We start from the raw sequence: 4,958 nt of genomic DNA on the forward strand, positions 1-4,958 counted from the left end.
TTCTAGAGTAATAGGATCAGTATGTCCAGGTGTTAGAGATTACTTACACGTATATTAAAGTTTTTGCACCAGAACCGTATAAGTCATGGTGATGAAAATTAGCCATGCGATCCATTGTAGAGAATTCGATACTTGGTGGCTTATGTATATGGAATGGTTCGCTTGGCGTTTGATAACGTTTGTCTTCATGTCGCTCAGAATGGAATTTTATAAGGGTCTGTCCGTTTTCATCGAACAAATTGGGGTAGCGTCAGGATTTTGCGGATTTACAACGTTAAGGTAGAAAACCGTGTATCAATAGGGTTTACTTTTTGGGACGTTTTTATGAGTTATTTCATGGAGTCCTATTTCATTTATTATTAATTGAATCGATAAAAGTTTAGAAAAAATAAAAAAGCTACCTTAAATAAGATAGCTTTTGATTTCATAACTATGTAGAATGCCTGGATGGTTACATAATACCCAGGGTTAACCCTGACGTGAGTGGAATAATCCCTCCGCCTTAGGACGCTGAATCGCCCTAGCCTCTTGCAGCGGAAGCATGCAATGTAAAACTAATAGATCGTGTAGAGCTTCAAAAATTGATTAATAAAATCAATCCGGAGCATTCGGCTGAAGATGTATATCAAAGGGTAGAACCTGCAGAACGGAAATGCCCAGCATGTAAAAATCATTTAGTCATTCGAAATTCGAATAAAACAGGAAATAAGTTTTTTGGTTGTTCTCAATATCCTACATGCACACATACAGAGCCAATAAATACGTGAGCTGTGATGAAAATCCAGCTCTGTTTCATTTTTTAAGAATGTGCTAAAAAAATTGAAGTTTAATTATAAAAAAGCTCTTCAGATTTGCTTGTTTTGATTTTTTGTAGATTAACTAATACGATAAGTCTCATGCGTTATAAAAACGTATGTAAAGGTGAATACGAGCTTTACATACGTTTTTAGCGTTTTTAGGAAAATAAAAAGGGTAGTCATTATTTACGACTTAACCCTTTCTCTACGAGCTGACGAATTTATAGAATTCAGCTATACCCCATCCTAACTTTCTATCTGTAAAAAAAACTTTGCAACAGAACCAAGCAAAATCATTATTTAATTTAACAATGTAATTGGCGCTGTGTACATTGTATCAATTGAACCGTCAGCATTTGTGACTTCAACTTTCACACGGAATATGCCTGTTTCCGAAATTGATTCGCCATTGCCTGTTGAAACGATAATTTCTTCATTTGTCCCAGCTGGTAACATAGAACCCCAGTTGAAATCGGCATCATAATAACCCCAGTCAGTTGCGTATTGCTTTTCGATAGAAGCTTTATAATGTACATCATAAGCTCTATCATTTGTAGCTTTTACGATGATATTTTGCCCCATACGGTGTTCCGTATCGTGTAATTGAATAGTAAAGCTATTCAACGTTTCGCTAGGACCACAAATATAACGACAGTATTCATCTGCACTTGCTTTTGACGTATCAATGTTCATTGCTGTTAAACCGCCAAGAGCCAAAGTTCCTGCTAATAATACTTTACCAAATGTTTTCATTTGAAATTCCCCCTGAGTATACTCTCAATTCGTTCGGTAGATATCATATTAAGTAGTTTTATAAAATTAATTAAATCAAACGCTCTTTTTTCCTCGAGTTCATTCGCTACCAATCTTTCATCTTGTAGTAATCCAATCTCCACATAAAATTCCATAGGATTGCCGATGATACGTTTTGTGTATTCACTTGTATCACCTCTTCATTACCGTTTATTGGTAAAACGTTAGTTTCATTATACATAATATTGGAATCTATTGACAAGAAGAAATCAGGCTATGTACAAAATGAACCCAATAAAAAACCGAACCAATGATACAGTTCGTTTTCTACCATGCTAATCCTGATAATGCTTCATTAACATTTTCTTCAATTTTTTAGTGATAAGCTTTTTTTATATGGGTATCTTTGCCCATGTATGGAAGAAATTCATAACAAATCTAAACAATAGATACTAGTAGCAGAGAGAATGACATTTACATGTCGTTCTCTCCCTTTTTTTTATAGTAATGATTCGAATCAGAGGCAATACCCCATCCTATAATTATTAATGTTACGGAAAATAACTTAAGACACGTTTTATATATAATCTAAATCTTTAAGATAAACAAAGGATATTACCCCTAAAACAGCACCAACTATCCCTAGAATCAAACCCTTATATTTTTGTAAAAACATATACTAACCCCCTTTTGTATAAATTGAATATTCCGTATATTACATGATGCATAATTTGGAAGTTGATTAAAAGAAATAATTTCCATGAAACGTCCCGTTTGTGTAACAGATTTCATTTCCATGTTTGTGTAGCGAAGCCGAAGGAATCCGCATCGTTACGGCGTTTGCGGACAATCACGAAGGCTAGTGATAAAAGGAAGTGTGAAAATAAAATTCGATAGTTCCAAAAGGTACACCTTTTGGGACGCTATAAACTAAGATAAAAAGAGTGTTCCTAAATGTCAAAATCCGAATTTTAGAACGTTCCTAAAATATAGATACCTTTAGGCTCACATTTATTCCTAAAAAAAACACCTGTGTGTAAAGGTGTACCTTTTAGGATGTATCACTAATAATCTAGAAATAATTCCCTGGTATTTAATTGTAATTCATAATATTTAGATGTATAATAATCGTGGATCAAATCAATCTATTATCCTCACGAATCGAAAAAGGGTTGTAAAGCAGAAAACAGGAATCCATAACGGGTTCCTGTTTTCTATTTATAAAATAGTACAGCTCTGGATTCGTTTACGCTAATTAACCATAATTGTATATCGTTTTAAAATGAAATTCGAATTGTTATTGATAGTAATTACATAACAACCATAGAAAATACTCTATTTTCTATGGTTATATTAAACTTTCTATTCGATAAAAATGAAATTTAAAAGATATATAAATTAAATTTTATCGAACGAACACTATGGGGTACCGCCACATCGCTATCAACTTAAGAAAAATAAAAACCCCAAAAACGAAAAGATGCGCTGACTTCTCAAAGTAAGTAACTGTAGAGAAAAAAATTTCATTTTGGACGTATGTTAAAACCTTAGCTTGATGGCTATGTACGGTGACCACTATTTGGGGTGATAAAGGATTTTTAATCATAATATTTAGATTATTAGTGTTAAAATAAGTATAGAAATTATGAGGTTTTTTATTCAAGAATAGTAGAGCTTAGCTGAATAAGACGTAAAGTAATTAAATAACAAATTACATAGATAACTGGAGAGGTTCAAATGAGTAAAGTAGGAATATGTAAGGTGGATATTACACCTCCTTTAGGTATTGATTTTATTGGATACCATAGACCAACAGGGATTAGTAAAATTGAAGAACATATTTATGCAACAGTATATGTGTTTGAAAATAATCAAACAAAGACCGTATTTATTAGTATTGATAATATAGGAATGTTAATAGAAGATACAATAATAATTCGAGATCAAGTTGCACATGAGTTGAATGTCCCATTCAAAAACATAACCGTTGTTTATACTCATACCCATTCTGGTCCCGAAACAGTCGGTGATGATCAATTGATAAAGTCTTATAAAACGATTCTAATCAATAATGTGGTTAAAGGAACCATAATTGCAAATGATAATATGCAATTATCTGAGGTGGGTTGGAACGTAACGATGGGTGAAATTGGAGTAAATCGAAGAGAGAGAACATCTGATGGAAAAGTGAAAATGGGTATAAATGAAAATGGAGTTGTAGACAAACGAATTGGCGTTTTAGCAATCAGAAACTACAAAACAAAAGAACTAACTGGAATTATTGTATTTTGTACTGCTCATCCTAATGTCTTAAAGTTAGATAGTGATATATTATCAGCAGATTATCCAGGATTGACAAGGGGAATTCTAGAACAAACATTGAACTGTCCTGTAATCATTGTTCAGGGGGCAGCTGGAAATGTGAATGCAAAATACCGTGGTTCTAAGGAAGCGTTAAAACACATGGCTTACATATTGAGTGGCAATGTCCTAACGATGTTACCAACAGTTACTTATAATTTAATTTCAAAGCTGAATACTATTTCAACTACAATGAAAATGAAACTAAAGGATATTCCTGAGCTTGAAGAGATTAAAAGAATGGCGCTACTAGCTCAAAAGCAATGGGGTGTTAATACCGATCAGTGGGTTAGTGTTGTTGTTGCTAAGCACAAGGAAAATATTAAACAGTTAGCAATTGATTTAGAAATTCAGTTATTTCAAATCAATGATGGATCATTCTCTGGAATACCAATGGAACCTTTTTCAGAAACAGCTCTAGCTATTAAAGAAAATCTAAACAATGAACTAGCTTTTTTTGGTGGATACACAAATGGTTATCTAGGTTATCTACCTACAAAAGAAGAATATATATACGGAGGGTATGAAGTGGAACTAAACCCTGTGGTTTATGGGCCAAGTACAAATCTACTGATGCCGCCAGAAGAGAATACTGCTGAGTTGATAGTGAGCAAAGTTATGAAACTATACAGTAATTAAAGCTTTTATAATCAAGCAAAATATCTTATTCAGCAAATGGGGACGTCCCATCACTATCAAGCTAAGGTTTTGCACTATCTATAAAGCAAAAAATACGTTATTCTTTCCTATGATTCTACAGAAAGAATAGCGTATTTTTTCATTTTAGGGGTCACCATACATGCCCATCAACTTAAGAAAACAAATCCACCCAAAAACGAAAAAATGAGCTTTTTTATTACGAATTAGCACAAAATCTCATTCTGGGGGGGAGTTGTATTTTCTTAGCTTGATAGCGATATGGCGAGACCCCCTATTAGATAATTGAGACTTTTACATATCAATCTAATCCCTAAAATTTCTTTTTCTCAAACTTTTAATGTAATAACAAAGATTCCCTATAAATACAAAAAACCATATAATACACAT

2 protein-coding genes and 2 pseudogenes are annotated in these 4,958 nt (G+C 33.1%); 2 read left to right on the top strand and 2 right to left on the bottom strand.

Annotated elements, in window-relative coordinates; all coding sequences use genetic code 11:
* Nucleotides 1-533: 533 nt before the first annotated feature.
* A pseudogene (locus tag JDS96_RS29505) lies at nt 534-767 on the top strand (topoisomerase DNA-binding C4 zinc finger domain-containing protein); the annotation flags it as partial.
* A gap of 330 nt (nt 768-1,097) precedes the next feature.
* On the opposite strand, the gene JDS96_RS29510 reads toward JDS96_RS29505, so the two are convergent.
* Both JDS96_RS29510 and JDS96_RS33165 read right to left on the bottom strand, forming a co-directional pair.
* A complete protein-coding gene (locus tag JDS96_RS29510) occupies nt 1,098-1,550 on the bottom strand; it encodes a hypothetical protein (RefSeq protein WP_199668965.1) in 453 nt (150 codons plus the stop codon).
* Between the two features lie 474 nt (nt 1,551-2,024).
* A pseudogene (locus JDS96_RS33165) lies at nt 2,025-2,226 on the bottom strand (hypothetical protein).
* A gap of 1,061 nt (nt 2,227-3,287) precedes the next feature.
* Here JDS96_RS33165 and JDS96_RS29520 point away from each other — a divergent pair.
* Nucleotides 3,288-4,550 carry a neutral/alkaline non-lysosomal ceramidase N-terminal domain-containing protein gene (locus JDS96_RS29520; RefSeq protein WP_199668966.1) on the top strand — a complete coding sequence of 421 codons (1,263 nt, stop codon included), beginning with the start codon at nt 3,288-3,290 and terminating at the stop codon, nt 4,548-4,550.
* The last annotated feature ends 408 nt before the right edge of the window (nt 4,551-4,958 follow it).

The sequence above is a fragment of the Bacillus cereus group sp. N21 genome, from assembly GCF_016483395.1.
GTDB classification, from domain to species: domain Bacteria; phylum Bacillota; class Bacilli; order Bacillales; family Bacillaceae_G; genus Bacillus_A; species Bacillus_A pseudomycoides.